Origin of the sequence: Streptomyces candidus, assembly GCF_014207445.1 — a bacterium.
Taxonomy (GTDB): domain Bacteria; phylum Actinomycetota; class Actinomycetes; order Streptomycetales; family Streptomycetaceae; genus Streptomyces; species Streptomyces candidus.
Map to the genome: position 1 here is coordinate 140,869 of NZ_JACHEM010000007.1, position 23,401 is coordinate 164,269.

Consider the following 23,401-nt stretch of genomic DNA (forward strand, 5'->3'; position numbering starts at 1 on the left):
TGCCCGGCCCAGCCATCGGGCACGGGCCGGCCGGTGAGGGGCATCCGTCCGATGAGCACACTCCAGCTCTACGACACGACCCTGCGCGACGGCAGCCAGCAGGAGGGCATGGGCCTCACCGTCGACGAGAAACTCGCCGTCGCCCGCCACCTGGACGCCCTCGGCGTGGGCTTCATCGAGGGCGGCTGGCCGGGAGCCGTGCCCCGGGACACCGAGTTCTTCCGCCGCGCACCGGACGAACTGGTGCTGCAGAACGCCCGGTTGGTGGCCTTCGGTGCCACCCGGCGGCCCGACGTCGCCGTGGTCGCCGACCCGCAGGTGCGCGCCCTGCTGCTGTCCGGCGCCCCGGTGATCACCCTGGTCGGCAAGAGCCATGTCGGGCACGTGCAGCGGGCCCTGCGCACCACCCTCGCCGAGAACCTCGCGATGATCGCCAGTACGGTCCGGCACCTGGTCCACGCGGGACGGCGGGTCTTCCTCGATGCCGAGCACTACTTCGACGGCTACCGCCTCAACCCCGAGTACGCACTCGAAGTCGTCGGTGCCGCCGCCGAGGCGGGCGCCGAGGCGGTGGTGCTGTGCGACACCAACGGCGGGTCCCTGCCCGACGAGGTCGCGGCGACGGTGGCCGACACCCTCGCCGCGACCGGCGCCGACCTCGGCATCCACTGCCACGACGACACCGGCTGCGCCGTCGCCAACACCATGGCCGCGGTCGGCGCCGGCGCCCGCCACGTCCAGGGCACGGCCCACGGATACGGCGAACGCTGCGGCAACGCCGACCTGTTCACGCTCATCGGCAACCTCGCCCTCAAGCAGGGCCACCCCGTCCTGACCCCCGGACAGCTCGCCCGGCTCGCGGACACCGGTCGCGCCATCACCGAGATCACCGGCGTTCCCGCCCGCCCCGCCGCCCCCTACGTCGGCGGCTCCGCCTTCACCCACAAGGCCGGGCTGCACGCCTCCGCCCTGCGCGTGGATCCCGGCCTCTACCAGCACATCGACCCCGACCGGGTCGGCAACGCCATGCGCACGCTGGTCTCCGACATGGGCGGCCGCTCCTCCGTGGAGCTCAAGGCCCGCGAACTCGGGTACGACGTCGCGGCGGGCTCCGGAGAAGTCGCCAGGGCGGCCGCCCGGGTCAAGGAGCTGGAGGGCGAGGGGTACAGCTTCGAGTCCGCCGACGCCTCCTTCGAGCTGCTGCTGCGCGAGGAGCTGGCGCCCGGCCTCTGCCGGCCCCCCTTCGACGTGGAGTCCTGGCAGGTGTCCGTCGCGGGCGGACGGGCCGCCACCCGCACCCAGGACACCGAGGCGACGGTACGGCTGCGGATCGACGACGTCGCCCTTCGCGCCACCGGCCACGGCAACGGGCCGGTCAACGCCCTCGACCGCGCCCTGCACGAGGCCCTCGACCCGTTCTTCCCGCAGCTCGCCCGGCTCGAACTGGTCGACTACCGGGTACGGGTGCTGACCGGCGAGACCGGCAGCGACGCCCGCGCCCGGGTCCTGATCGGCTTCCGCGACGGCGAACGGCGCTGGGGCACCGTCGGCGTCGACCGGAACACGGTCACCGCGAGCTGGCGGGCCCTGCTGGACGCCGTGCACTACGTACTGCTCGACGACGTCCGGGCCGGCGCGCCGCGCGCGGCCGCACTCGCCGACTGAACTGTTCAGGACGCTCGACCCACCGCCAGAAGAGAGGAGTTGCCGTGCGGGTGGAGAACATCTTCGTACGGGGGACGGGAGTACGCCTCCCCGGGACGATGACCGTGGCCGACGCCGTCGCCGCCGGGGACTGTCCGCCCGCCGTCGCCGCCCAGACCAAAACGGTGTCCGTCGCGTACTCCGCCGGGGAGTCGGCGGCCGAGATGGCGGCCACCGCGGCCCGCACCGCACTGGACCGCGCCCGCTCGGGGCCGGGGGACGTCGATCTCCTCCTGCACGCCGACACCTACCACCAGGGGCAGGACCTGTGGCCGGTGGCCTCGTACATCCAGCGCGAAGCCCTCGGCAACAGCTGCCCGGCGCTGGAGATCCGGCAGATGTCCAACGGCGGCCTCGCCGCCCTCGACCTCGCCACCGCCTACCTCAACGCCGGGCACGGTACCGGCGACGCCCTGCTGACCACCGCCGACCGGTTCTGCGCACCGGGCATCGACCGCTGGCGCACCGACCCCGGCACGCCCTACGCCGACGGCGCCACCGCGCTCGTGCTGTCCCGGCGCGGCGGCTTCGCCCGGCTCCTCTCCGTCGCCCTGCACGCGGACCCCGAACTGGAGCCGTTGCACCGGGGCGACGAACCCTTCACGACCGCGCCGCTCAAGCACCGGATGCCGGTCGACTTCGAACAGGCGAAACGTGCCTTCGTCGGCCGGGTCGGCATGTCGTACGCCATCACCCGCGCCCACGCCGGCCAGCAGACCGCCATCAAGCAGGCCCTCGCCGACGCGGAGACGGAGCTCGGCGACGCCCGCTGGATCGTCCTTCCGCACTTCGGCCTCAGGCGTCTCACCTCGATCTACCACCGGCCCTTCGGCATCGATCCCGAGCGCACCACGTGGGACTTCAGCCGCACGGTCGGACACCTCGGCGCGGGCGACCAGTTCGCCGGCCTGGACCACCTGGTGACCTCCGGCCGGGTCGCCCCGGGCGAACGGGTGGTGCTGATCAGTGTCGGCGCCGGATACAGCTGGGGCTGCGCGGTGGTGGAGATCACCGCACGGGCAGACTGGGCCCCGTAGCCCCGCCGGGCGGCCCCGACCGAAGGTTCCACCGCCGCTCGAGTTCGCGTCGAGCACACCTCTGCCACTCTGAACCGGCCCGTCACACGGCCGCACCGAAGGGAAGGTACGCCGTGGCCACCGCTACGACTACGACTACGACTACGTCCGCGACAGCGCCCACGTCCGCGACCGCGAACCGCATCACCGAGCACACCGTCACCGTCGCGGCCGACCCGCAGACCGTGTACGGGCTCGTCGCCGACGTGACCGCCTGGCCGCACGTCTTCGGACCCACGGTCCACGTCGAGGTCCTCCAGGAAGCTCCGCCCGGCGGCGGCGAACAGCTGCTGCGGATCTGGGCCGTCGCCAACGAACAGGTACGCACCTGGACTTCGCGGCGCACGCTCGACCCGGTGGCCCGTACCGTCACCTTCCGGCAGGTGCACTCCGCCGCCCCGGTGGCCACCATGGGCGGCGAGTGGCGCATCGAACAGACCGACGACGGCGCGACCCGCGTGGTCCTCCTGCACGACTACCGCGCGGTGGACGACGACCCGCACGCCGAGGAACTCATCGAGCGCGCCGTCGACACCAACAGCCGCGCCGAACTCGCCGCCCTCAAGAGCCACGCCGAAGCAGGCGGCACCCGCGCCGAACTCCACTTCTCCTTCAGCGATTCGGTCACCGTCGCCGGAGCCGCGGGCGACGTCTACGGCTTCCTGAACCGTGCCGACCTGTGGCCCGAGCGCCTGCCGCACGTGGCCCGCCTGGATCTCACCGAGGACGAGCCGGGCATCCAGCACATGGACATGGACACCCGCAGCCCGGACGGCTCCACGCACCGCACCACCTCCGTGCGGGTCTGCGCGCAGGACACGCACACCATCGTCTACAAGCAGCTGAAGGTCCCGGTCGCCATGACCACCCACACCGGGCGCTGGACCCTCGAACCCCTCGACGACGGCACTGTGCGCGTCACCTCGTGGCACACGGTGACCCTCGACCCCGAAGGGGTACGGCGGGCTCTGGGACCCGACGCCACCCTGGCCGAGGCGCGCGCACTGGTCCGCAAGGCGCTCGGCACCAACAGCTCCACCACCCTGCGCCACGCCAAGGAGTTCGCGGAGGCCCGCCGGTGAGCGAGCGCGACCCGGCCCGCCCCGTCACCGTCGTCAACCGGTTCGAAGTGCGGGGGGACATAGGCACCTTCGAGGCGGCCTTCCGCGCCCACTCCCAGTTCCTGCGGCACCGTCCCGGGTTCGACTTCCTGGTGACGATGCGCCTGGTCGACCGGCCGCGGGTGTACGTCAACCTGGGGCACTGGAAGCGGCTGAGCGGTCTGCTCGACACCGTGCACGACGACACCTTCGTCGCCCACGTCCAGCGGCTCGCCCCGATGGTGCGCACCGAGGCGGACCAGGCACTGAGCGTCTCCCGCGTCCTCTCGGAGACCGCCGCCGTCGGCGAGAGCACGATCGTGCTTCTCTCCGCGCAGGCGTACGGGAATCCCGCGGGCTTCGAGGAGCGCTACGCCGCGCTGGGCGAGGCGTGCCGGGCGACGGCCGGCTTCGGCGGCAGCGACCTGCTCCGCTCGACCGTGCGGCCCCTGACGTACACCGGAGTGCTGTGGTGGAGCGACGGCGACCACTGCGACCGTGCGCTGGCCGCCGGGCAGTGGCAGTCGGCGCTCGACGAGCTCTCGCAGTCGGCCGAGGTCGTCGTCGAACGCAGCCGCCACCTCGCCTACGAGCGGGGGACGCGTGCGGCGGAGGGCTGAGCCGACGGCGGGGTGAGCCGGTGGCGGGCGGGTGGAGGGCCGGTGCAACGGAGGACTGAGCGGCGGACCAGCAGTGGCCCAGGGCTTCTCAAGCGCAGGCCCCCACCCTTCGTCCATGGCAGAAGAGACAGAGATCATCGTGCTTCGCGGCAATCCGGACGCGGCGGAACTCGCGGCCGTCTCCACCGTCCTGCTCACGCTCCTGCGAGACCGGGGGAGAGCTCCCGCACAGCCACCGGAGGCCGAGCCCGCGCACTGGAGCATCAGGGGCGCCGACGGACGGGGCCCGCTGTACCGGGGCCTCTGGGACGGGAGGGGTTCGCGGTGAGCACATTCCGCACCTTCATCGACACGTTCGGGGCCGGGGCCGCCGAGGCACCGCAACGGGAGGCGCTCGTACTGCTCTCCGAGGGGGACCAGGTCGAGACCGTCAGTTACGGCCGGCTGCACGCCCTGGTGAGCCTGCTGGCGGGACGGATCGTCGCGCACACCGCCCCCGGCGACCGTGTGATCATCCTGCAGTCCTCCCGCAGACTGTTCACCGCGTCGTTCCTGGCCTGCCTGTACGCGGGCCGGGTGGCCGTCCCTGTTCCGCCGACGGGCGGCCGCGCACACCACGACGCACGCCTCGCGGGCATCGTCAAGGACGCCGCCGCGAGCTGCGTGCTCACCGCGGGCGCGCACGCCGCCGAAGCCTCCCAGCTGCTGGCCCGCACCGGCTTCACCCAGGTCACGTGTCTGCTCGCGGACACCGCCCCGGGCCCGGCGGACGCCCCGCACACCCCGCCCCGGCCCGTCGGACCGGACGAGGTCGCCTACCTCCAGTACACCTCGGGCTCCACCCGGGAACCGCGCGGGGTGATGGTCACCCAGCGCAACCTGGTCGCCAACCAGGAGGCCATCCGCCGCGCCCTGGACACCGGGCCCGCCTCCCGCTTCGGCGGCTGGCTGCCGCTGCACCACGACATGGGCCTGGTGGGCCAGCTGCTGCACCCGCTGTGGCTCGGCACGACGACGGTGCTGCTCACCCCGCAGATGTTCGTCAAGGCTCCGCTGCGCTGGCTCGACGCCGTCTCCCGCCACGGCCTCACGGTCAGCGGCGGCCCGGACTTCGGATACGAGCTGTGCCTGCGCAGGATCAACGACCTCCAGCTCGCCGGCCTCGACCTCACCGCCTGGCGCACCGCCGTCAACGGGGGCGAACCCGTCAGTCCGGCCACCGCGGCGGCCTTCGCCGACCGCTTCGCCCGCGCCGGACTGCGTCCCGGTGCCCTCGTCCCGGCGTACGGCCTGGCCGAGGCGACCCTCTTGGTGTCCGCCGCCCGCCCGGCCCACGAGGGCGACCGGTACACGCACTGCGGGGAACCCGCCGACGCCGAGGTCCGGATAGTCGACCCGGACACCCGGGCCGAGTGCGCCCCGGGCGAGAGCGGCGAGATATGGGTGCGCGGCCCGGGGGTGGCCGCCGGCTACTGGCGGCGCACCCGGGAGAGTGCCGACACCTTCGGCGCCAGGACCGCCGACGGCGACACCACCGGCACCGGCTTCCTGCGCACGGGCGACCTCGGCGTCCTCGACACGGCCGGCCGGCTCCGCATCACCGGCCGCCTCAAGGAAGTGATGGTCGTCGCGGGCCGCAACGTCCACCCCCACGACGTGGAACGCACCGCCGCGCAGGCCGGCGGGCTGCTCGGGGCGGCCTCCGTCTTCGCCGTGACGGGCGGGTGCGAGCACGTGGTGCTCGTCCAGGAGGTGCGCGCCCGCAGTCAGTACGACGTGGACCTCGACGCGCTCGCCACCGCGGTCCGGGCGCGCGTGGCCGAGGAACACGACGTGCGCCTGGGCGCTCTCCTGTTCGTCCCCTCCGGCACCGTGCGCCGGACAACCAGCGGAAAGGTGGAACGGGCCGCGATGCGCCGAATGTTCCTCAACGGCGAATTCAGACCGCTGCACCGGCAGTTGGACGCCGACGTGGCACGGCTCCTCCCGGCGGGAGCCCGCACGTGAGCACCGGGCACGGCGCGGCCGAAGCAGGCGCGACCGCACACGGCGTGACCGTGTCCGGGGCCTCCGGGCGCGGCGGCGCGCAGGAGCGCGTCGACATGCTGGAGCAGGCCTTCGGCCCCCTCGACGACCCCGCCAACCCCCTCGGCGGCGCCGCGTTCGTCGCCGCCGACGCGGCGGGCGCGGTGCCGCCCGCCGCCGAGGCCGTACTCGACGCGTACGGACTGAACGCGGAGTTCGTGCCGGCCGCACTCGGCGGGCGGCTGCGCCGGATGGACGAACTCGGCCGTCTGCTGCGGCCGGTGTTCCGCCGCGACGCCTCACTCGGCTTCGGCTACGGGCTCAACTGCTTCTTCGCCGCCACCCCCGTGTGGACGGCGGGCGACCGGGACCAGCGCGAACTCGTCGCCGGGCTGCTGCTCGGCGGCTCCCGCGTCGCCGTGGCACGGCACGGCGTCGCCCACGGCAACGACTTCGTACGGGACGAGTTCACCGCCGTGCCCGCTCCGGACGGCGACCCGGACGACGGCCGGGGCGCCGGTACGAACGGCGGCGCGGGCGGCGGACGCCTGTTGCGTGGCAGCAAGACCGGCATCGCCAACGCCTCCCGCGCCGACGGGCTCGTCGTCTTCGCCCGCACCGGGACCTCCGGCCCGCCGCGCAGCCACAGCGTCTTCCTGCTCGACCGCCGCACCCTGCCGCCCGGCCGCCTCACCGACCTGGACCGCCGCGCCACCCCGGGCATGCGGGGCGCCGAGTTCGGCGGGCTGCACGCCGACGACTGTCCGCTGCCCGCGTCCGCGCTGATCGGTTCCGAGGGCGACGGCTACGAACTCTCCCTGCGCTCCTCCCTGGTGATCCGCGGGCTGATCCCCTCGATCGTGCTCGCGGGCGGCGACTCGGCACTGCGCACCGTGGCGGCGTTCGCGGCCCGCCGACGGCCGGGCGGACGCTCCTCGCTCGACGTGCAGCACGTGCGCGACGTACTGAGCGGGGCCCTCCTTGATCTCCTGATCATCGACTGCCTCGCGCTCGCGGCGACCCGGGCGCTGCACCTGCTGCCCAAACAGGTCAGCGCGTACTCGGCGGCCGCCGCCTACCTCGCGCCCAAACTCACCGCCGAGTCGATGGACGAGATGTCCGCCGTCCTCGGCGAGGAGACCTTCGCCGAGGACGGGGCCTACGGAATGTTCCAGAAGCAGCTCAGGGACCTGCCCGTGACCTCGCTCGGCCATGCCGGCAGCGCCGGACGGCAGGTCAGCCTGCTGCCGCAGCTGCCGTTCTTCGCCCAGCACGCGTGGTTCGCCGATCCGGAGGCCCCGGCGCGACTGTTCCGGCTGCACGAGGGGCTGCCTCCGCTGGACCTCTCCCAGCCCGCGCTGCTCGGCGACGCCGACCCGCTCGCCGCCACCCTGGTCGCCAGCGCCGACCTGTTCGAGACGGAACAGCTGCCCCGGCGAGGCACGGACGCGGGTGCGCTGCGCTTCCTGGTACGGGCCCTCACCGTCGAACTGGACGACCTGCGCAAGGCGTTCGTCGACATCGGGCCCGACCGCAAGGCGCTGTCCAGTCCGCACAGCCTCGGCCTGGCCGACCGCTACACACTCGTCCTCGCGGCCGCGGCCTGCCTGGGCGTGTGGCGGGAACAGCAGTGCGCGGGGGAGTCGGCGGACCCGTTCCTGTCCGACACGGCCTGGCCCACGGCAGTGCTGTACCGGCTGTCCAGACGCCTCGGCCTGGCCCTTCCCGACCGCTGCGCGGCGGCCGAACAGCGAGTGCTCGCCGAGGTCCTCGCCCGGCTGCGCGGCCGGCGCAGTTACGACCTCTACGCCTCGCCGCTGGCCTGACCCGGCCCCGCCCCTTCCGCTCCCCTGGCGCGCGAGCCGTCCGCTCGTCCCCGCTGCCCGCCCTGCGGCCGACCCGAAGGAGAAACCCCATGCCCGTCGAAGATCCGGGCCGTCACGAAGCGGCCCACGCCGCTCACCGCGAGTGGCTCCTGGAGCGGCTCGCCCACTATCTGGGCCACCCGGTCGACGACACCGTCCCGCTGGCGGAGTGCGCCCTGGACTCGGTGGCCGTCCTGAGCCTGTACGGCGACATCGAGGAGGAGTTCGGCCCGGTCGTCGAGCTGGACGAGCTGGCGACCCGGTCGACGGTCGGCGACCTGGCCCGCCGGATGGCCGCCCGGGACGTGAGCCGTCGGGACGTCGCGGTGCGGGCCGCGTTCGTCTTCACCGGTCAGGGCTGCCAGTACCCGGGCATGACCACCGGCCTCTACCTGGACTCGGCCACCTACCGCGGCCACCTCGACGAGGCGTGCGCAGCGCTCCGGCCCTACCTGGGGGTCTCCGTCGTCGACCTGATCCTGTCCGCGGACGCGGCGATCCAGAAGACGGCGTTCACCCAACCCGCCCTGTTCGCCGTGGAGTACGCGCTGGCCCGCACCCTCGAATCCTGCGGCGTGGTGCCGGTGGCGGTGCTGGGCCACGGTGTCGGCGAGTTCGCCGCCGCCACCCTGGCCGGTGCGCTGAGCCTGCCGGACGCGGCGAAGCTGATCTCGCTGCGGGCCGCGTTCATGGAGTACTTGCCGCCCGGTGGCGGCATGACGGCCGCCTGCGTGTCCCCCGAGGAGGTCGCGGACCTGCTCGCCGCGGAGCCCGAGGTGGGCATCGGCGCCGTCAACGCCGCGAGGTCCACGGTGCTCTCGGGGGACTTCGACGGCCTGCGGCGGATCGAGGCGGGCCTCGCCGCACGCGGCGTCAGGTGCCGCCACCTTCCGGTGACGCATGCCTTCAACTCCCCGCTGATGTCCCCGATGGTCGCGAAGTTCGAGGCCGCCGCCCGCAGGGTGCGCGGCAGCGCGCCCCGGCTGCCGTTCTACTCGACCGTGCACGGCGGACCCTCCCGCCAGCCGCTGTACGCCTCCTACTGGTCGCAGCAGCTCACCTCGCCCATCCGGTTCGCCGACGCCGCCCGCACCCTGCTCGACCAGCAGGCGCCCACCCACGTCGTCGAGATCGGCCCGCGCCCCGTCCTCACCCCCTACCTGCGCAGGATGGGCAGCCCGGTCTGCATCCCGATGTGCCCGCGACCCGACTCCGACGCGGTGGACCTCGCGGGCGTGGTCGCCGCCCTGAACGCCGGACCGCTGGCCGCCGAACGGGCGGGGGCCTGAGTGGCCCCCGCCATCGGCCCGCCGCTGTTCCTTCCGGGCCCCTCCGGGCCCTGGGAGCCGGTCGGGGAGACCCTGGAGCGCACCGGGAGCGTCCTGGTGCACGCCGCCGTGCCGGGCTGGCGGCCGGAGACGGAGACGCAGGAGGCCGTACGGCGACTACTCGGCCGCGACTGGCGGCGGTACGAGAACCTGCGCCCCGGCATGCGGGACCGCTTCGTCGCCTCGCGGCTGTTCCTGCGGTACACCGCCGCCGCCGTCCTCGGCACCGCGCCGGACCTGGTCGACCTGTCGTACCAGCCGGGCGGGCGGCCGTACGTGCGCGGCTGCGACCAGATCGACGTGAGCCTGAGCCACACCGAGGAGACGATGGTCGTCGGGGTGACCCGGCGCGGCCGGATCGGCGTCGACGTGGAGCGGGCCGACCGCCGGCTCGCCGGCACCGGGTCCGAACTCCAGGCCTGCACCCCGTACGAGAAGCGACGGCTCGACGAGGGCGGCGACGCGGCGCGCAACGACACGATGGTCCGGCTGTGGACGCTCAAGGAGGCGTACAGCAAGGCACTCGGGCAGGGACTGCGGTTCCGGTTCACCGAGTTCGGGTTCGAGCTTGCCGGGACGGGCGCGCGGCTGATCCGCCCCGACGGCTCCCCGGCGGCCGGGGACGAGTGGGCCTTCGGCACGTTCGGCGTCGCCGAGCGGTACGTGGTCAGCGCGGCCGTGCACGACTCCGGTTTCGGTGGCCCGGCCGACGTGTCGGTGGCGACGATGCTCGACGAAGGCCTGCTCGACGCCCTGCTCGCGGGTACCAGGACCGGCCCGGGTTCCGCCGGGCGGTCAGGGGATCCAGCCGGCCTCCTCGGCGATCCGGATGGCGTCGATCCGGTTGCGCGCGCCGAGCTTGGCGACGATGGCGGTCAGATAGTTGCGGACGGTTCCCTGTGACAGGAACAGGCATCCGGCGATCTCCGCCGCGTCGGCGCCCCGGGCGGCCAGTCTGAGCACCTCCAGTTCCCGGGGCGAGAGCGGGATCTCCGGCGAGTCCCAGGCACTGAGCGCCAGCTGCGGGTCCACCACCCGGCGGCCGGAGGCCACCGCCCGTATCGCCTGGGCCAGTTGCTGCGGCGGCGAGTCCTTCAGCAGGAAGCCCGAGACGTGCGCCGACAGGGCACGGCGCAGCGTCCCGGGGCGGCCCAGACTGGTGAGGATGAGCGTGCGGCAGGACGGCAGCTGCCGGTGCAGGTCCGCCGCCGCGGTGAGGCCGTCGATGCCCGGCAGGTCGATGTCGATGACGGCGACGTCCGGCGGCGTGTCGAGTGCCGCCTGCACGATGGTGTCACCACGGTCCACGGAAGCCACGATGCGGAGGTCCGGCTCCAGTTCGAGCAGCGCGATCAGCGCCCCGCGGATCATGTGCATGTCTTCGGCGATCAAGACCGTCACGGTCCGCAATTCGTTCCCCCGGATTGTCGGTCGGTGCGTGCAGGTCGGGTACGAAGGCCGGGCGCACGGGCCCCGCGTACGGAGAGCCGTACGCGTCGGGCGGGCGGACCGGGCGGTTGTGGCCGGAGGCACGGATCGGACGCATGGGTCAGGCCGCGATCCGGTCGTCCGTACGGGGAGCGCCGTCGCGCGACGTGCCCCCGTCGGTGGACGGCACCACTGGGGCACGTGCCTCCAGGTGAAAGCGCCCGTCCTCGCGCAGCCCCACCGTCAGGCTGCCGCCGATCTCGGCGAAGCGCAGCCGCAGATTGGTCAGTCCGCTGCGCGCGGGCCGGTCGTCCGCCGCCTGCGGACGCGGGGCGCCCTGGTCGGCCAGACCGTCGTTGACGAGGCTCAACAGGATCGTTTCGGCGTCCACGGTGGCGGAAATGCTGCACCGCCGGACCTTGCTGTGCCGGAGGATGTTGGTGACGCCCTCCCGCAGGGCAGTGGCCAGCACGGTGTCGACGACCGGGTGCAACCGCCCGCACTCGACGTCCACGTCGGCCTGGATGTCGGCGGCGGCCAGGATCGCCGCCGCCGACTCGGCCTCGTCCCGCAGCGACATGTCCCGGTACCCGCTGGACACCAGGCGCACGTCGGCCAGCGCCTGTCGTGTCACGGCCAGCAGCTCCGCCGTCTCCGCACGGGCCCGGTCCGGGTGGTTCCTGATCAGACGCTGGATCAGTTCGCCCTTGAGGGCGATGGCCGAGAGGCTGTAGCCCAGGAGGTCGTGCAGGTCCCTCGCGAACCTCAGGCGTTCCTGCCCCACGGCCATCCGTGCCATCTCCTCGCGGGTCTCGTGCACCTCGTACACCAGGTCGGTGAGACGGCTGAGCCCGTAGATCACGATGCCGCAGAGCATGCCGGCGATCAGGAGGTATCCGATCTGGGGGGCCGGCTGACCCAGCATCAGGGCGTAGAACGGAATGCTCGCCACCACCACGCCGTACAGCGGCCAGGCGACCGAGGGCCGGAACGTCAGCAGCACCGATGCCGCCAGCGGGCCCTCCATGCTTCCCCAGGACAGGCCGTACCAGAACAACGGAAGGTAGGTGAGCACGAGTTGGGTGGCGAGGACGGTGTACCGGCGGCGCGTGCTCCATGCCCTGGCGGCGGGCGCGGAGGTGGCGAACTGGATGCCGAAGACCAGCAGGACGAGACCGATGCAGACGGTGAGGCGCAGTGCGCCCGCCTCGCCCCAGCGCAGGACGTTCAGTATCGTCACCGCCGCGTAGCAGCCCAGTGCGGTCACCGTGATGGCCCGCGCCAGCCGGGGGGCCGGCAAGTCGGTGCGGTGAGCGGCCTTCGAGGCGAACGGTGCGGGAGCGGCACGTCTGGGATCCGGCATGGCGGGCGGCCTCTCCTCGCTGGGACTGAGCTGCCCGCATGCTAATCGTAAGCCGCCCCGACCGGGCCACTTGCGCCCGTTCAGAACGGCTTGCGAAGGCCTCACACGAAGAGAAGCACAGGATTTAGCTCCTTGCGTGAAATCGCCCCTGAGCGCCATCCCATACGTACCGGTACGTCGAACAGTCGGCCCTCGCCGAACCGGGCCCAGAAGTGGCGCAGCCCGGGCACGACCACCTTGACGACGGGAAGATTCACATCTGGCCTGGTCTGCTCCAGGACCAGGAGCTCCATGTGGTGTGCGCGGGCCACCGACACCGCCGTCTCGACGTCGGATATGAGGTCCCCGTTCGGTTCATACCCGTAACTCCCGAATAGCCGCGCGGACTCGGCCCGGTCGGGGAGCAGGAATGGCTGATTCTCGACGGTCTTGGTGCACCACCAGTCGCGTAGTTCACCGGGCAGGCCGCGGTCCTCGGACAGTCGGCCGCCCGAAGGAACCGCGGGCGGCAGCAGCTGGGACATTTCGGTCACCGCGCGCCGGAGCGCCAGCCGTGGGTCGAAGTGCGCGCCGAAGCCGAACGAGATGCGCTGCTCCGGCCCCGTCGTGGCGCGGGAGACCGCGACCATGACCGGAATGCCGAGGTCCGAGGTGAGGTCCAGTACCCAGAGAGACCGCCCGGTCCGCTCGTACACCGTCCGGGTCCGCGCCAGCCAGGGCTCGTCGAAGGCGTCCAGGTCGACCGCGGGCCGGCGCAGCCGGTTGTACCACCACAGCGACACCGCGTCCCGTTCGACCAGCTCCAGGAAGCCCTGCACGACGGCGTCCTCCGGACTGGAGCCCGCGGCGTTGCCGTTGGAGTCCGCCCAGGGCGCGCGCTCGACGCCGTCCGCGCCCGCGCCGAAATACAGCATGGACGTCGGCAGCAGCCGCTGCCGCTGCTCGGTCAGGGACCACAGGGGCGTCCACTCCCTGGACTCCCCGGTGTCGAAGCGGGGTGGCACCGCGTGCATCGCCGGGTGCGCCGCGTTCCAGGCGTCACGCTCACGGAACTGCCAATCCGCGTACAACTGAACGGAGTTGGGGTGCATGGCGGAGTCCCCGAGTCCCGCGAGGGAATCCACGACCACCGGCTCGTCGCCCTGCCGCGTACCGCAGTAACGCTCCACCGCCTCGCAGAGCGCACCCGCCTCGGCCTCCTCCGCCGTCACACCCTTGCCTCCGCTGTGGCTGCGCAGCCCCTCCGCCGAACGGCCCCGCCAGGCCAGGTTGCGGCCGGAAACCCACCGGTTGAGGCCGTCCGGGGTGCCCGGAGCGGGGTGCAGACCGGTGACGACGCCGGTCACCGGGTCGGCCAGGTGCCGGTACCGTGCGAGCACCTCGGCGGCGGGCAGCGCACGGTGATTGCTGCCGCCCGCCCGGGACTTGGGCCGGGAGACCGGCACCACCGGACGCGACGCCAGGGCGGCGACGAGCGAGGGGTCGCCGCACCCGGGGCACTGCGGGCGCCGCACTACCGGATGGTGCGTGGTGCGCAGGGTACGGGTGTCCAGCCGGCACACCGCCCGCTGCCCCTCGTACCGCATCCCGGCCGCCCACTTCAGGGCCTCCAGCACGGCCGTGTGCAACCCCATCATGCGGACCGCGGGCAAGGTGGCTTCCGGCAACGGCACCGGACCCGGCAGTCCGAGTGCGTGCTGCACGGGTGCCTGGGAGGCGCGGTGCCCGCGCAGCCGCTGCGCAAGACACTCCCAGCACGGCCCCTCCCCGGCGCCGAACACCGGCCCCACCCACACCTCGGGGCCGCCCACCCTGGCCGGCAGCCACGGCAGCCCGGCCGCCCGGAACCTGGCGTCCGCGTCGAGCAGCGCGGGATCGAGGTAGTCGTCGCACAGCACCAGACCGAACGACGCCGACTCCACCGACGGGGCGAGGGAAAGCCCCGCCGCCACGCACTCCGCCTCGACCGCCGCCGTTTCGGTCCGCCCCAGCGCCCGCACGTACACCGGTACGGAGCCGACCGCGGAAGCCCCGGCGCCGCCGAGCCCGGCCAGTTCCCAGTACGCCTCCGCCGCCGCGTCCGCCGCCGGGTCCCGGTATCCGACCAGCTCGGCACGCGCGAGTGCGGCGATGAGCTGTCCCGCCTCGGTCGCCGGCATCGCCGCGGTCGCCTCGGAGATCACGGCCTGCAGGGACCGGGTGCCGTCCAGGAGCGGAGCCAGCACCTCCACCCGCTCGCCGCGGAGCACGGTGGTACCGCGCTCCGACAGCAGATAGACCGCCTCGCCCCGGACGGCCTCCACTCGCAGATGGCGTCTGAACCCCACCGGAACGCCGGCGGGCGCCGGACCGGTGACGGTCATGACAGCTGCGCGGCGGCCGGAACGGCGTGGGTGAAGTTGGTGAAGGAGGTGGAGGAGGGGGCGTGAGTGAAGTTGGTGAACGACGTGGTGGAGGGGGCGTGGGTGAAGTTGGTGAAGAGGGCGTCAGTTGAGGCGTGGGTGAAGTTGGTGAACAGCGCCGTGTCCCCCGGCGAGTCGTCGAGCTGCTCGAACGACACGCCCTGGGGTCTCGCGCTCATCTCCACGTAGACGGGCTCGGCCGCCAGGCCGAACTCGGCGAGCACCGACAGCGGGCTGGTGGTGTACCGCTGCGCGAGTTCCGGTTCCAGACCGGTGCGCGCGGTGAGCAGCGCCAACTGCTGCGCGGTCTGTTCCGCTGAGGTCGTACCGGGGGTGATGGTGGTCGAAACAGTCATGATCAGTTCCCCTCCTGAGCCGGTCGATCGTGTCGCTGAGGAGTGTGCAACGCGCTCTCTGTGAAGGCCCAGTGTTGGTTTCACCATCCGGGTATGACATTTTCACGTCCGCCTTCATGACCCCTTCACTGGGAGAGCGCCCGTCGCGATGGGAGGCTCGGGCTGGGCTCGACGCCGATGGCAGGCGCAGGAGTTGACGGGGAGCGAAGCAGAGGAGACACCGACCATGGAGATCAATGTGCTGGGGCCGCTCGCCGCGGTGGAACACGGGATGTCCGTGGTTCCCACAGCGGGCAAACCCCGACAGATACTCGCGCTCCTCGCCCTCCAGGCGGACCGGGTCGTGACCGTGCCCACCCTGATGGAGGAGATCTGGGGGGAGGAGATCCCGCGCAGCGCGGCGACCACGCTCCAGACGTACATCCTCCAGCTCCGGCGCAAGCTGGCTGTCGCACTCGACGGCGACCCGCACCGGCAGGCCAAGGACGTGCTGATCACCCAGCACGGCGGCTACCTCCTCCAGGTGCAGCCGGGCAGGGTCGACGCCCAGGAGTTCGCGCGCCTCACCGCGTCGGGACGCGACGCGCACGAGGCCGGCGACCATCGCGCCGCCTCCGAACTGCTCGGCAGGGCGCTGAAGATGTGGCGCGGATCCGCCCTGGTCGACGTACGGGTGGGCAACGTCCTCGAACTGGAGGTCCTGGGCCTGGAGGAGGACCGGATGGCCGCGCTGGAGCGCCGTATCGACGCCGACCTCCACCTGGGACGGCACACCGAGATCGTGCCGGAACTGCGGGTTCTGGTGGCCAAGAACCCCATGCACGAGAACTTCTGCGCCCACCTGATGACGGCCCTGCACCGCGCGGGCAGTTCGTGGCGGGCACTGGAGTCGTACCAGCGGCTGCGCAGCACGCTCGTCGACGAGCTGGGCCTGGAGCCCTCGCCCCGCCTCCAGCGTCTGCACCAGGCGGTACTGGCAGCGGACCCGGAGCTCGACCTGAGGGTCACGACGGGCTGACGCCGGGGGCTGGGCCGGGAGGCCGGGGACCCCGGGCGCTTCCACCGCGCCTTGAGGGACCGTCCCTACGTTCGGCCGATGACGATCCTCGACGAACGTACGGTACCCGCCGCGGAGCCCCCCGCCGGCCCCGCGCCCGCCCCCGCCGCGCCCCCCGCCGACCTGCGGCGCGCCCGCGACGAACTGCGCCGCATCAAGGAGGAGGTGAGCCGCGGCCCCGACCCCGCCGCCACCCGCCGCCAGCACGAGAAGAACAAGCTCACCGTCTACGAGCGCCTCCACCTCCTCTTCGACGAGGGCACCTTCACCGAGATCGAGACGCTGCGCAGGCACCGTGCCACCGGCTTCGGCCTGGAGGACCGCAAACCGCACGGCGACGGCGTCGTCATCGGCTGGGGCCTGGTCCACGGCCGTACCGTCTTCGCCTACGCACACGACTTCCGGGTCTTCGCCGGGGCCCTCGGCGAGGCGCACGCCGCCAAGGTGCACAAGGTGATGGATCTCGCCGAAGCCGCCGGCGCACCGCTGGTGAGCCTCAACGACGGCGCGGGCGCCCGCATCCAGGAGGGCGTCACCGCTCTCGCCGGATACGGCGGCATCTTCCGCCGCAACGTCGCCGCCTCCGGCGTCATCCCCCAGATCAGCGTCATGCTCGGACCCTGTGCGGGCGGCGCCGCCTACTCCCCGGCACTCACCGACTTCGTCTTCATGGTGCGTGACACCGCCCAGATGTTCATCACCGGGCCGGACGTGGTCCAGGCCGTCACGGGCGAACGCATCACCCACAACGGCCTCGGCGGCGCCGACGTCCACGCCACCGTCTCCGGCGTCAGCCACTTCGTGCACGACGACGAGGAGAGCTGCCTGGAGGACGTGCGGTTCCTGCTCGCACTGCTGCCCGCGAACAACCGGGAGCTGCCGCCCACCGCGCACTGCGACGACCCCGCCGAGAGGCGCACCGACGCGCTCACGTCCCTCGTCCCGGCCGACCCCGGCCACTCGTACGACATCCGGGGCGTCATCGAGGAGATCGTCGACGACGGTGAGTACCTGGAGATCCACGAGACCTGGGCGACGAACATCGTGTGCGCGCTCGCCCGCCTCGACGGGCAGCCGGTCGGCATCGTCGCCAACCAGCCCGCCTCGCTCGCCGGCGTCCTCGACATCCACGCCTCCGAGAAGGCCGCCCGCTTCGTCTCCACCTGCGACTCCTTCAACATTCCGCTCGTCACCCTGGTCGACGTCCCCGGCTTCCTGCCCGGCGTCGGTCAGGAGCACAGCGGCATCATCCGGCACGGCGCCAAACTCCTGTACGCCTACTGCAACGCCACCGTGCCGCGGGTCTCGGTCGTGCTGCGCAAGGCGTACGGCGGGGCCTACATCGTCATGGACTCCCGGTCCATCGGCGCGGACCTCTCCTTCGCCTGGCCCACCAACGAGATCGCCGTGATGGGCGCCGAGGGCGCGGCGAACGTCGTCTTCCGCCGCGAGATCGCCGCGGCCGACGACCCCGAGTCGCTGCGGGCCCAGCGCATCAAGGAGTACCGCACCGAACTGATGCACCCCTATTACGCGGCCGAGCGGGGCCTCGTCGACGACGTCATCGACCCCGGTGACACCCGCGCCACCCTCGTCCGCTCGCTGGCCATGCTGCGTACGAAGAAGGGCGAAGTGCCCGCCCGCAAGCACGGAAACGTACCGACCTGACGCTGACCACTCCTGTGAACAGGGGAAAAGCTCGCCCGGCGGCAGGTCCACGCTCGCGCGAGCCACGGTCGAGAGCCAGGCCTTTCCATGACCGCACCGGACGCCGGAGGACGCCACGAGCGCCCCGCCGGACCCGGTACCGGCCGGCCGGGGCGGGGAGGCCCCGACCCTGAACCACCCCGGCCGCCGCACACGGACCACGAGCAATACGAGAGCCATACGAGTCACGGACGAAGGGATCGACAGTGACCCCCACAGCTCCATCCGGCCGGTGCGCGTCGGCGCACACGGCCCCGTCGAGGGGCAGGTAGTCCATGCGCAGAGTCGCCGTCACCGGCCTGGGCGTTGTCGCGCCGGGCGGGGTGGGTGTCAAGGAATACTGGGACCTGCTCACGTCGGGACGCACCGCCACGCGCCGCATCTCGTTCTACGACCCCTCGCCCTTCCGTTCGCAGGTCGCCGCCGAATGCGACTTCGACCCGGCGACCGCGGGACTGTCCCCGCAAGAGATCCGCCGCCTCGACCGGGCCGCGCAGTTCGCGGTGGTCTCCACCCGGGAGGCCCTGGCCGACAGCGGACTGGACACCTCCGCCCTCGACCCGGGGCGCATCGGCACCTCGCTCGGCAGCGCCGTCGGCTGCACCACCAGCCTGGAACGTGAGTACGTCGTCGTCAGCGACGGCGGCCGCAAGTGGAACGTCGACCACACCTACGCCGTACCCGAGCTCTACCGGCACTTCGTCCCCAGCTCGATGGCTGCCGAGGTCGGCATGGCGGCCGGCGCCGAAGGCCCCGCGGCCGTCGTCTCCACCGGCTGCACGTCCGGCCTCGACTCGTTGGGCCACGCCGTGGAACTCATCCGCGAGGGCACCGTGGACGTGATGATCGCCGGTGCCACCGAGGCGCCCATCTCGCCCATCACCTCGGCCTGCTTCGACGCCATCCATGCCACCACCCCGCGCAACGACACCCCCGAAAGCGCCTGCCGCCCCTTCGACGCGACCCGCAGCGGTCTCGTGCTCGGTGAGGGCGCGGCCATCCTCGTACTGGAGGAGCTGGAGAGCGCCCGGCGCCGCGGGGCCCACATCTACGCGGAGATCGCGGGCTTCGCCTCGCGCTGCAACGCATACCACATGACCGGGCTCAAGCCCGACGGCCGCGAGATGTCCGAGGCCATCGACGTGGCCCTGGGAGAGTCCCGGCTGCCGCCGGAGGCGATCGGCTACATCAATGCCCACGGCTCCGGCACCAAGATGAACGACCGGCACGAGACCGGCGCGTTCAAGCGCAGCCTCGGCGACCACGCCTACCGCACCCCCATCAGCTCCATCAAGTCGATGATCGGGCACTCGCTCGGCGCGATCGGCTCCCTGGAGATCGTGGCCTGCGCACTGGCGATGGAGCACGGGGTGCTGCCGCCCACCGCCAACCTGCACGAGCCGGACCCCGAACTCGACCTGGACTACATCCCGTTGACGGCCCGCGAGGCCAGGCCCGACGCGGTGCTCAGCGTCGGCAGCGGCTTCGGCGGCTTCCAGAGCGCCATGGTGCTGGCCCGGCCGGAGAGGAGCACGGCATGAGCCCGGCCGCAGAGGAGCAGAGCTTGAGGAGGAGCGCCGCATGAGCAGGACCGCCGTGGTGACCGGCCTGGGTGTCACCGCGCCCAACGGGCTGGGCACCGAGTCGTACTGGAAGGCCACCCTGGCAGGGGAGTCCGGGCTCGGCCCGGTCACCCGCTTCGACGCCTCCGGCTACCCGTCGCGCGTCGCCGGCGAGATCGCCGACTACGTGGCCGAGGAGCACATCCCCAGCCGCCTCATGCCGCAGACCGACCACATGACCCGCCTGGCGCTGACCGCCGCCGACTGGGCGCTTGCCGACGCGGGCATGGACCCGGCCGAACTCCCCGAGTACGGCGTCGGATGCGTCACCTCGGCCTCCGGCGGCGCGGTCGAGTTCGGCCAGCGCGAGCTGCAGAACCTGTGGAGCAAGGGCAAGGAGTACGTCAGCGCCTACCAGTCCTTCGCCTGGTTCTACGCGGTGAACACCGGCCAGATCTCCATCCGCAACAAGCTGCGCGGTCCCAGCGGCGTCCTGCTCACCGAGCAGGCCGGCGGCATCGACTCCCTCGGCCAGGCCCGCCGGTACGTCCGCAAGGGCTTCCCCGCGGTCATCTCCGGCGGCGTCGACGCACCCCTGTGCCCGTGGGGCTGGGTCCCGCAGATCGCGTCCGGCCTGCTGAGCACCGTCAACGACCCGGCCCGCGCCTACCTCCCCTTCTCCGCGGAAGCGAGCGGATACGTACCCGGCGAGGGCGGTGCGATCCTCCTCATCGAGGACGCCGAGGCGGCCCGTACCCGAGGAGCCGCGCACCGCTACGGCGAGATCGCGGGCTACGCCGCCACCCTGGACCCGCCGCCCGGCTCGGGCCGCCCGCCCGGACTGCGCCGCGCGGCCGAGAACGCCCTGGCCGACGCCGGGGTCACGCCCGGCGACATCGACGTCGTCTTCGCCGACGCGGCGGGCACCCCCGCACTCGACCGCGCCGAATCGGCCGCGCTCGTCGCGCTCTTCGGCCCGCGGGCCGTGCCCGTCACCGCCCCCAAGACGATGACCGGCCGCCTGCTCGCCGGGGGCGCCGCACTGGACGCGGCCACCGCCCTGCTCGCCCTGCGCGACGGAGTGATCCCGCCCACCGCCCACGTCACCGGCCCCGCCCCCGACCAGCAGATCGACCTGGTCACCGAGGCACGCGAAGCACCGCTGCGCACGGCCCTGGTACTCGCCCGCGGTCACGGCGGCTTCAACGCCGCCCTGGTCGTACGCCGGCACCCGGACGCCTAGAGCACCCGCGCAGCCACCTGGACCCCACACCCCCATCCGCCCTGCCCGTCGAAAGGACGTCACACCATGCCCACCACGAGCACCACCACCCACGTCACCCTGACCCTGACCGACCTGACCCGCATGCTGCGCGAGAGCGCGGGCGAGGAGGAGGGCGTCGACCTGGACGGCGACGTCATCGACACGCCCTTCATGGACCTCGGCTACGACTCCCTGGCGCTGCTCCAGGTCATCGGCCAGATCCAGCGCGAGTACGGCATAGAGATCCCGGACGACGCCGTGGTCGACGCGGAGACCCCGGGCGCGCTGCTCGCCCTGGTCAACGCGGGGCAGGCGGGCCAGGCCGACGCGGCCTGAGCCGCGCCCCGACGCGGCGGCCCCGACCGGCCCCCTCCGGCCGGGGCCGCCGCCCCCGCACCACCCACCGGGCCCAGCCACCAGGACCCCCGCCCGCAGGAGGGAACATGTCGCTCACATCGTCCAGCGCGGTCGTGCGGAGGCTGGTCGTCAGCCCCGGCGCCGCACCCTCGCACTCCCGGCCCACCGTGACCCCCGCCGCGGTGTCGGCGGTACTGCGTGCCTTCGGCCGCCCCCTGGACCAGCTGCCGGTCCGTACGGTCGTCTACGTCGGCGGCGCCGCACACCCCGCCGCCGACCCCCTGCCCCCCGAGCACGAGGGGTTCACCGTACGGTGCGAGCCGACCCCCGCCCGGGCCCTGCGCCGGGCGGCCCGCGAACTGCGCGACCACACCACGGACTTCGCCGTCGTCGCCGGGTTCGGCGAACCCGACCCGCAGGCCATCACCGTGCAGGCCCTCAAACGGACCGCCGAGGCCGTCGCCGACTCCGACCGCGTCATCGGCGTGCTCGACCTGTCGACCGGCACCGAGGACGACCTCCCGCCGGTCCGCCCGCTGCGCCACGGCCACCGGGTCACCGGGGCCGAACGCCACCGGCTGCTGCTGTGGTCGGGCAAGGACGCGGCGGACGAGTCGCGGGTGCGCGGCGAACTCCTGCCGCTGCTGAGCGGCCTGCACAGCGAGGCCTTCCCGGCCCTGCCCACCGCCGTCCCCTGCGGAACTCCGCCAGGACCGGTCCGGGGTGCCGCCGTCGCCGTGTCCGCGCTCGCGGCCGGGACAGTCCACAAGGCGAAGGCGGTACGGGCGGGCAGACCGCGCCCCGTCGCTTTGCTCTTCCCCGGCCAGGGCTCCCAGCACACCGGCATGGCCCGGGGCCTGTACGGCCGCGACCCGGTCTTCACCGCCGCCGTGGACGCGGCCCTGTCGCACATGGGCGAGGAGGGCCCGAAGATCCGCTCCGACTGGCTCACCGACGGCCGACCGGAGATCCCCGTCGACGACGTACGGCGTGCCCAGCCCCTGCTGTTCGCCGTGGACTACGCCCTCGGCAGGCTCGTTCTGAGCTGGGGAGTGCGCCCGGCCGCGCTGCTCGGGCACAGCGCGGGTGAGCTGGTGGCCGCCACCCTGGCCGGAGTCGTCGCCCTGTCCGATGCGGTCGCCATGGTGATGTCACGGGTCCGCGAAGCGGTGAAGATCCCCGAGGGCGGCATGCTCGCGGTCGCCGCGGGCCCGGAACGGCTGGAGCCCTACCTCGCGGGCGACGTCGCCGTGGCGGCGGTCAACTCGGCCCAGCAGGTGATGCTCGCGGGTCCGGCCGGACCCCTCGCCGCGGTCGCCGCCCGGCTGCGGGCGGACGGCCTCACGGCCGTCGAGGTCCCGGCGTCCAGCCCGTTCCACTCCCCGGCGATGGCCCCGGCCGCCGAACGCGTGGAGGCGGACTGCCGCAGCATCCCGCTGCGTGAACCCCGCCTTCCCCTGTACTCCGGCTACACGGGTGCGCTCATGGGCCCCGCGGAAGCACTCAGCCCGCGTTTCTGGGCCCGCCAGATCACCGACACCGTCCACTTCAAGGCGGCGCTCGAAGAACTCCTCGCCATCGAGGACGTTCTGCTGATCGAGGCGGGCCCCCGGCAGACCCTCACCGCCTTCGCCCGCCGCCACCGTGCCGTCCGCCTCGGTGCCTCGGCCGCGACCCCGCTGCTGCCGGCCCGCCGGGGAACCGAGGAGGCGGACCGGCAGTCGGTCCTCACGGCGGCGGCCCGCATCTGGACCGAGGGGCACGACCTCGACCTGGAGGCCGTCTCCCGGCTGTGGACCTGGAGCGCCACCGGGGCACGTGTACCGGCGGCGGTGGGGCTTGCCCCATGACTGCCGTCCGCCGGCTGCTCAGGGCGGGATTTCGCACCCTGTCCGCCGCGGGCCTGATGTGGCTCGGCCTCGCCGCCGAACCGCCCGATCCGGCGGCCCAGGCCCCGCCCGAACTGCGCCCGCCGCCCGCTGGGCACCCTGAACGCCTCTGCCCGGACGTGCCGCTGAGCGCCACGGAACGGGCGCTGGACCGCCAGCTGCACTGACCGCCGTGCCCCTCCGGACCGGCCGCCCCCGCCTCACCGAGGGGGCGGCCGGTTCTCGTGCGTATGTACGGGGGTTCATACCAGAGCGGGACCTGGGGCGGGGAACTTTGGCAACACCCCCTCACCCACGG

At 73.1% G+C, this 23,401-nt stretch carries 20 protein-coding genes; 16 read left to right on the plus strand and 4 right to left on the minus strand.

All coding sequences use genetic code 11. The features are described 5' to 3' along the window. The first annotated feature begins 51 nt into the window (after window positions 1–51). The 9 genes from cimA to HNQ79_RS15700 all read left to right on the plus strand — a co-directional run bounded on the left by cimA (window position 52) and on the right by HNQ79_RS15700 (window position 10,621). Window positions 52–1,665, plus strand: a complete 1,614-nt coding sequence (gene cimA, locus HNQ79_RS15660) for a citramalate synthase (RefSeq protein WP_185031379.1) — start codon at window positions 52–54, stop codon at window positions 1,663–1,665. Window positions 1,666–1,709: 44 nt separating this feature from the next. Beyond that, complete coding sequence (locus tag HNQ79_RS15665; protein WP_185031381.1) at window positions 1,710–2,741, plus strand: ketoacyl-ACP synthase III family protein; 1,032 nt, start codon at window positions 1,710–1,712, stop codon at window positions 2,739–2,741. A 113-nt stretch (window positions 2,742–2,854) separates the two neighbouring features. Further along, on the plus strand, window positions 2,855–3,862 hold the full coding sequence (locus HNQ79_RS15670) for an aromatase/cyclase (protein ID WP_185031383.1): 1,008 nt from the start codon (window positions 2,855–2,857) through the stop codon (window positions 3,860–3,862). Then, the gene (locus HNQ79_RS15675) at window positions 3,859–4,500 is read left to right on the plus strand and encodes an ABM domain-containing protein (protein ID WP_185031385.1); all 642 of its coding nucleotides are present in this window, start codon (window positions 3,859–3,861) and stop codon (window positions 4,498–4,500) included. Before HNQ79_RS15670 ends, HNQ79_RS15675 begins: the two co-directional genes overlap by 4 nt. Before the next feature lie 115 nt (window positions 4,501–4,615). Then, window positions 4,616–4,828 carry an acyl-CoA carboxylase subunit epsilon gene (locus HNQ79_RS15680; protein ID WP_185031388.1) on the plus strand — a complete coding sequence of 71 codons (213 nt, stop codon included), beginning with the start codon at window positions 4,616–4,618 and terminating at the stop codon, window positions 4,826–4,828. Next, window positions 4,825–6,507: a fatty acyl-AMP ligase gene (locus HNQ79_RS15685; RefSeq protein WP_185031391.1), complete on the plus strand. Its 1,683-nt coding sequence runs from the start codon at window positions 4,825–4,827 to the stop codon at window positions 6,505–6,507. The genes HNQ79_RS15680 and HNQ79_RS15685 overlap by 4 nt, the downstream gene beginning before the upstream one ends. Beyond that, window positions 6,504–8,351 carry an acyl-CoA dehydrogenase family protein gene (locus HNQ79_RS34515; RefSeq protein WP_185031394.1) on the plus strand — a complete coding sequence of 616 codons (1,848 nt, stop codon included), beginning with the start codon at window positions 6,504–6,506 and terminating at the stop codon, window positions 8,349–8,351. Before HNQ79_RS15685 ends, HNQ79_RS34515 begins: the two co-directional genes overlap by 4 nt. A gap of 89 nt (window positions 8,352–8,440) precedes the next feature. Then, the gene (locus tag HNQ79_RS15695) at window positions 8,441–9,679 is read left to right on the plus strand and encodes an acyltransferase domain-containing protein (protein WP_185031397.1); all 1,239 of its coding nucleotides are present in this window, start codon (window positions 8,441–8,443) and stop codon (window positions 9,677–9,679) included. Next, a complete protein-coding gene (locus HNQ79_RS15700; protein WP_185031399.1) occupies window positions 9,680–10,621 on the plus strand; it encodes a 4'-phosphopantetheinyl transferase family protein in 942 nt (313 codons plus the stop codon). On the opposite strand, the gene HNQ79_RS15705 is transcribed toward HNQ79_RS15700, so the two are convergent. The 4 genes from HNQ79_RS15705 to HNQ79_RS15720 form a co-directional block, all read right to left on the minus strand. Next, a complete protein-coding gene (locus tag HNQ79_RS15705) occupies window positions 10,514–11,119 on the minus strand; it encodes a response regulator transcription factor (RefSeq protein ID WP_373312597.1) in 606 nt (201 codons plus the stop codon). The two genes, HNQ79_RS15700 and HNQ79_RS15705, sit on opposite strands and share 108 nt — an antisense overlap. A 148-nt stretch (window positions 11,120–11,267) precedes the next feature. Next, window positions 11,268–12,509 (minus strand): sensor histidine kinase, encoded by a 1,242-nt coding sequence (locus HNQ79_RS15710; protein WP_185031403.1) that lies wholly within the window; start codon window positions 12,507–12,509, stop codon window positions 11,268–11,270. A gap of 101 nt (window positions 12,510–12,610) precedes the next feature. Next, a complete protein-coding gene (locus HNQ79_RS15715) occupies window positions 12,611–14,872 on the minus strand; it encodes a TOMM precursor leader peptide-binding protein (RefSeq protein WP_185031405.1) in 2,262 nt (753 codons plus the stop codon). Beyond that, window positions 14,869–15,267, minus strand: coding sequence for a hypothetical protein (locus HNQ79_RS15720; protein ID WP_185031407.1), 399 nt, complete (start codon window positions 15,265–15,267; stop codon window positions 14,869–14,871). Before HNQ79_RS15720 ends, HNQ79_RS15715 begins: the two co-directional genes overlap by 4 nt. Before the next feature lie 226 nt (window positions 15,268–15,493). On the opposite strand from HNQ79_RS15720, the gene HNQ79_RS15725 reads away from it, so the two are divergent. From HNQ79_RS15725 to HNQ79_RS15755, 7 genes are all read left to right on the plus strand, one after another. After that, a complete protein-coding gene (locus HNQ79_RS15725) occupies window positions 15,494–16,285 on the plus strand; it encodes an AfsR/SARP family transcriptional regulator (protein WP_185031409.1) in 792 nt (263 codons plus the stop codon). A gap of 78 nt (window positions 16,286–16,363) precedes the next feature. Continuing rightward, window positions 16,364–17,992 carry an acyl-CoA carboxylase subunit beta gene (locus HNQ79_RS15730; protein ID WP_185031411.1) on the plus strand — a complete coding sequence of 543 codons (1,629 nt, stop codon included), beginning with the start codon at window positions 16,364–16,366 and terminating at the stop codon, window positions 17,990–17,992. A gap of 314 nt (window positions 17,993–18,306) precedes the next feature. Then, a complete protein-coding gene (locus tag HNQ79_RS15735; RefSeq protein ID WP_185031413.1) occupies window positions 18,307–19,572 on the plus strand; it encodes a beta-ketoacyl-[acyl-carrier-protein] synthase family protein in 1,266 nt (421 codons plus the stop codon). 40 nt (window positions 19,573–19,612) lie between these two features. Further along, entirely contained in the window at window positions 19,613–20,836 is a 1,224-nt protein-coding gene (locus tag HNQ79_RS15740) for a ketosynthase chain-length factor (protein ID WP_185031415.1), read from the plus strand. Window positions 20,837–20,902: 66 nt separating this feature from the next. Continuing rightward, window positions 20,903–21,193, plus strand: a complete 291-nt coding sequence (locus HNQ79_RS15745; RefSeq protein ID WP_185031417.1) for an acyl carrier protein — start codon at window positions 20,903–20,905, stop codon at window positions 21,191–21,193. 107 nt (window positions 21,194–21,300) lie between these two features. Next, entirely contained in the window at window positions 21,301–23,064 is a 1,764-nt protein-coding gene (locus tag HNQ79_RS33745) for an acyltransferase domain-containing protein (protein WP_229923628.1), read from the plus strand. Continuing rightward, window positions 23,061–23,270: a DUF6059 family protein gene (locus HNQ79_RS15755; RefSeq protein WP_185031643.1), complete on the plus strand. Its 210-nt coding sequence runs from the start codon at window positions 23,061–23,063 to the stop codon at window positions 23,268–23,270. The genes HNQ79_RS33745 and HNQ79_RS15755 overlap by 4 nt, the downstream gene beginning before the upstream one ends. Window positions 23,271–23,401 lie beyond the last annotated feature (131 nt).